Genomic DNA, 3,901 nt, shown 5'->3' with positions numbered 1-3,901 from the left:
CCCGCGAGCGCGCTCGCCTCCGCGAGAGCGTCGAAGTAGGCCGGCGCGTTCGCGCCTGTGAACTTCGGCATGACGAAACCCGCCAACACCGCTGAACTCCAGGTTGATTCGCCGCCTGGCCCCTCGTTCACGAGGGTGGCGAGGTCGCGCAACTGCTGCGGCGTGCGCACCCGGACGAAGATCAGCGGCAGCGCCGCGGCGACGTCGTCAGGCGTCGGAAACCGCGCCGCGAGCGCCGCGAGGTGCGTGACGATGTTGGCCTGCGCTGCCGGCACCTCGCTCTCGGAGATCGAATCCTCGAGGCACCACACGGTGCTGACGAGACCACGCGCGTGATGCGTGACGACGTCATCGGCGAGCTGCGGGCGCGTACCGGGCATGTAGAGGCTCGCCCCGAGACCCGAACCGACGTGCTGCGCGTCATCACGCGCCGAGAAAGAACGAGGCGGGCTCGCGAAGATGGCCTCGCGGGTCGATTCGTCGAGATGGGAATAGTGCTGCACCGCATGCCCTCCCTGATGTCGGTGTGCCTGCGCCCAAGTCTGCCCCGTCGACGCCCGTCATCCGCCAACGGGACGCCACGGCATGTGAGGATCGAGACATGACCCAGCTCACCAAGGGCGCCAACGTCGCCGTCCCCAGCGATGCCGTCAACATCGTCGTCACCTGGACGGCGGCACCCCAGGCGCCGACCGTCGACCTGTCCACCCTGCTCGTCACCGCCACCGGCAAGGTCCGTGACGACTCGGACTTCGTGTTCTACAACGCCCCGCAGCACGCGTCGGGCGCCGTGCGTCTCGGCCCCTCCTCGCCCGGATCCGCGTCTGTCGAAGCGCATCTCACGGGCGTCGAGGACGTCGTTGAACGCATCGTCGTCGTCCTCAGCGCTGACGGCGGCCCGTTCTCGCAGGTGCCCGGCCTCACCGTGCGCGTCGACGATGCGACGAGCGGCCAGGTCGTCGCCCAGTTCGGCGACATGGGCGCGACGAGCGAGACCGCCCTCGTCGCAGGCGAACTGTACCGACGCGCCGGCGCCTGGAAGTTCCGCGCCGTCGGCCAGGGCTGGGATTCCGGCCTCGCCGGCCTCGCCACCGACTTCGGCATCAGCGTCGACGACGCCCCCGAACAGCCCTCGTCGTCAACGGCGCCGGCTGCCACCCCTGCGTCGGCTCCTGCCCCGGCACCGGCGCTCCGGCCTGCCGAGCCCTCGCAGGGCGAGCAGCCAGGCAGCGACACGAGCCAGCCGTACGCGGCGCCGGTGTCCCCGACGCCCGCGCCGCTACAGCCTCCACAGCAGCCGTCGGCACCGCAGCAGGCCCCCCTGCAGCCGCCCCACCAGCCCCAAGCTCCGCTTCAGGCCCCGCTTCCGCACCAGGCGCCGCTGCAGCCGCCCCACCAGCCCCAGGCCCCGCAGTACGAACCCCTGCAGCCTCCGCACCACCAGCAGGCTCCGCAGCAGGTGCCCTCGCCGCAGATGGCACCGCCTCCCCAGATGGCGCCTCCCCAGATGGCGCCGCCTCAGATGCCCCTGGCCCCGCCGGCCACTCAGGCCGCGCCGTCGGTCGTCAACCTCGACAAGGGCCATGTGAGCCTGCGCAAGGGTGATCGCGTCAGCCTGACGAAGACGGGCGCGCCGCCGATGAGTCGCGTGTTCATGGGTCTCGGGTGGGATCCGGCGAAGCGCGGACGCAACATCGACCTCGATGCGTCCGTCATCGCCTTCGACGCGAACGGGCGTGAGCTGGAGATCGTCTGGTTCATGCACAAGAAGGAGTTCGGCGGCGCGATCGTGCATCTCGGTGACAACCTCACCGGCAAGGGTGACGGTGACGACGAGGTCATCACGCTCGACCTGACGGCGATTCCGCCCACCGTCGTGCACCTGGCGTTCACGATCAACAGCTACTCGGGGCAGAAGTTCAGGGACGTGCGCAACGCCTACGCCCGTCTCGTCGATGCGCAGTCGGGTGCCGAACTCGTGCGGTTCTCGCTCAGCGAGTCGGATCGCGCGACGGGTGTCGTCATCGCAGCGCTGAGCCGCACTCCGCAGGGCACGTGGGACATGCGCGCCATCGGCCAGTTCGCCAACGGCCGCACCGTCAAGAAGCTCGTCAAGCCGGCCGTGCAGATGCTCGGGCTGTGACGACACACGTGTGAGGGGTGAGGGCCCGAAAGCCCTCACCCCTCACACGTCGCAGGAACTGCTCAGCCGACGTTGACGCCGAAGTCGCGCGCGATGCCCGCGAGACCGTCGGCGTAGCCCTGACCGACGGCGCGGAACTTCCACTCGCCGTTGTTGCGGTAGACCTCGCCGAAGATCATCGCCGTCTCGGTCGAGGCATCTTCCGTCAGGTCATAGCGCGCGAGCTCGGCGCCGTCAGCACGGTTGACGACGCGGATGAACGCGTTCGCCACCTGCCCGAAGCTCTGCCCGCGCTGCGGCGCCTCGTAGATCGACACCGCGACGACGACGCGCTCGACGTTCTGCGAGAGCGTCGACAGGTCGACGTTGATCGACTCGTCGTCGCCCTCACCCTCACCGGTGAGGTTGTCACCGGTGTGCTCGACGGCGCCGTCAGGGCTGCGGAGGTTGTTGAAGAAGACGAAGTGCTGGTCGTCGATGACGCGGCCGTCAGCACCGAGCAGCAGCGCCGAGGCGTCGAGGTCGAAGTCGGCGCCGGTCGTGGTGCGCACGTCCCAGCCGAGGCCGACCGTGATGGCCTGCAGGGACGGGGCCATCTTCGTCAGGGAGACATTGCCACCCTTGGAGAGCGAAACACCCATGAGATTTCTCCTCGTTCGATGTGAGTCGTACGGATCGTGCGTCGAGATCGAGCCGGACGCGACGCGTCAGCCGACGTTGACGCCGAAGTCGCGCGCGATGCCCGCAAGGCCGTTCGAGTACCCCTGGCCGACGGCGCGGAACTTCCACTCGTCGTTGTTGCGGTAGACCTCGCCGAAGATCATCGCCGTCTCGGTCGAGGCGTCCTCCGTCAGGTCGTAGCGCGCGAGCTCCGAGCCGCCGGCCGCGTTCATCACACGCATGAACGCGTTGCGCACCTGCCCGAAGGTCTGCTGGCGCGTCTCCGCGTCGTAGATCGACACCGCGACGACGACCCGGTCGGCCTGCGGCGGCAGGCCCGACAGGCCGATCTTGATCTGCTCGTCGTCGCCCTCGCCCTCGCCGGTCAGGTTGTCACCGGTGTGCTGGACGGTGCCGTCCGGGCTCGCGAGGTTGCCGTAGAAGACGAAGAACCTGTCGTCGATGACCTTGCCCGACGCGTCGACGACGATCGCCGAACCATCGAGGTCGAATTCCGTGCCCGTCGTCGTCCGCGCGTCCCATCCGAGACCCACGACGACGTCGGTGAGACCGGCGGGCCCGGCCTCCTTGGTGAGTGAGACGTTTCCGCCCTTGGCGAGGCTGACAGCCATGACTGCTCCTTGATCACCTGATGCTCCGGTGGCCGTGACCAGCGTGACGCAGGTCTCGGCCCTTGCTCGTGACACTACCAACGCACGAGACGCTGCGAAGGTTGCAGCAGTACGCTCTGTGCGAACACTCGAACGCACCGACGAAGCCATGGGAGGCCGTGACGATGGGCTTGTTCGATCGGCTCGGCGAGCGCGCATCGTCCTCAGCAGCCCCAGCGGCCCCATCCGCCCCCGAGCCCGGCTCGGTGGAGGCGATCGCCGCCGGCAACGTCACGCTGCTGCAGTTCCTGCGCCGCGAATCCGGCCGGATCCCCAACCGCGCCTACGTCCTCGCGCGCACCATCGCCCAGCACCTCGACGACGTCGTCGCGGACCCGTCGGCTCACCTGCTCGACGTCGGCTCCCGCATCACCCTCGAACGCATGGCGACGACCCACCTGCCCGACACGATCAACGCCTACCTCGC

4 protein-coding genes and 1 pseudogene are annotated in these 3,901 nt (G+C 69.0%); 2 read left to right on the top strand and 3 right to left on the bottom strand.

Going from position 1 to position 3,901, the window contains the following annotated elements; all coding sequences use genetic code 11:
• Positions 1-503, bottom strand: a 503-nt coding sequence (locus B2284_RS12050; RefSeq protein ID WP_286697569.1) for an HpcH/HpaI aldolase/citrate lyase family protein, incomplete at its 3' end; no start/stop codon positions are given.
• Positions 504-601: 98 nt separating this feature from the next.
• Between B2284_RS12050 and B2284_RS12045 the strand changes: the two genes are divergently transcribed.
• Positions 602-2,143 (top strand): TerD family protein, encoded by a 1,542-nt coding sequence (locus B2284_RS12045; RefSeq protein ID WP_286697568.1) that lies wholly within the window; start codon positions 602-604, stop codon positions 2,141-2,143.
• A gap of 62 nt (positions 2,144-2,205) precedes the next feature.
• Here the strand turns inward: B2284_RS12045 and B2284_RS12040 are convergent, their stop codons facing one another.
• Together B2284_RS12040 and B2284_RS12035 are read right to left on the bottom strand one after the other, a co-directional pair.
• On the bottom strand, positions 2,206-2,784 hold the full coding sequence (locus B2284_RS12040; protein ID WP_038566204.1) for a TerD family protein: 579 nt from the start codon (positions 2,782-2,784) through the stop codon (positions 2,206-2,208).
• A gap of 66 nt (positions 2,785-2,850) precedes the next feature.
• The gene (locus B2284_RS12035; protein WP_115296772.1) at positions 2,851-3,435 is read right to left on the bottom strand and encodes a TerD family protein; all 585 of its coding nucleotides are present in this window, start codon (positions 3,433-3,435) and stop codon (positions 2,851-2,853) included.
• A gap of 245 nt (positions 3,436-3,680) precedes the next feature.
• On the opposite strand from B2284_RS12035, the pseudogene B2284_RS12030 reads away from it, so the two are divergent.
• A pseudogene (locus tag B2284_RS12030) lies at positions 3,681-3,901 on the top strand (hypothetical protein); the annotation flags it as partial.

Origin of the sequence: Dermacoccus sp. UBA1591 (genome assembly GCF_002322065.1) — a bacterium.
In the GTDB taxonomy this organism is placed as follows: domain Bacteria; phylum Actinomycetota; class Actinomycetes; order Actinomycetales; family Dermatophilaceae; genus Dermacoccus; species Dermacoccus nishinomiyaensis.
The sequence above is the reverse complement of the archived record's forward strand: the minus strand, read 5'-3'. Positions and strand labels throughout refer to the sequence as shown.

Excerpts from the sequence above, each read along its gene's own strand:
- B2284_RS12045 (WP_286697568.1), top strand. The coding sequence starts at position 602 with ATGACCCAGCTCACCAAGGGCGCCAACGTCGCCGTCCCCAGCGATGCC.
- B2284_RS12040 (WP_038566204.1), bottom strand. The coding sequence starts at position 2,784 with ATGGGTGTTTCGCTCTCCAAGGGTGGCAATGTCTCCCTGACGAAGATG.
- B2284_RS12035 (WP_115296772.1), bottom strand. The coding sequence starts at position 3,435 with ATGGCTGTCAGCCTCGCCAAGGGCGGAAACGTCTCACTCACCAAGGAG.